The sequence below is a fragment of the Citrobacter sp. VF227 genome, assembly GCF_052950715.1.
In genome coordinates this window covers 1-642 of sequence record NZ_JBRFVF010000134.1, presented here as the reverse complement: position 1 = coordinate 642, position 642 = coordinate 1, and the positions used below count along the sequence as shown (strand labels likewise).

The window sequence follows — 642 nt, the reverse complement described above, 5'->3', positions numbered from 1 at the left end:
GCATCAGCCTGATCCTGTTCACCGTCCTGGCGCTCGCGCCGGGCGACCCGTTCGGCGAGCTCGCCAGCAACCCGAACGTGCCCCCGGAGGTGCGGGCGGCCCTGCGGGTGAAGTTCGGCCTCGATGACCCGATCCTCACCCGCTACCTGCACTGGCTCACCGCCATGCTGCAGGGCGACTGGGGCTTCTCCTTCGCGAGCCGGGTGAACGTCGACACGCTCGAGCACCTGATGACGATGGTCTCGGAGCTGGTGCTGACCCGCAACCAGCTCCTCGAGATCGCCCGCCGGCACGAGGATTCGAGCTACAAGGTCCCGCTGCAGCGCCTGTCGCACGTCACCGCCGAGCTGCAGGAAGGCGTCATGAAGACGCGCATGCAGCCGATCGGCAACGCGTGGCAGAAGCTGCCGCGCGTGGTGCGCGACCTCTCGGCCGAGCTCGGCAAGCAGATCGACCTCGTGATGGTCGGCAACGAGACCGAGCTCGACCGGCAGGTCCTCGAGGTCATCAAGGACCCGCTGACCCACATGGTCCGCAACTCGGCGGATCACGGCCTCGAATCGACCGCCGAGCGCGTGGCGGCGGGCAAGCCCGCCCGCGGCACGATCCGGCTCGCCGCCTACCACGAGGGCGGCACGATCA

General features: G+C 69.2%; 1 pseudogene. It reads left to right on the top strand.

Annotated elements, in window-relative coordinates:
• Nucleotides 1-642, top strand: a pseudogene (locus ACU8YC_RS25485) (hypothetical protein); the annotation flags it as partial.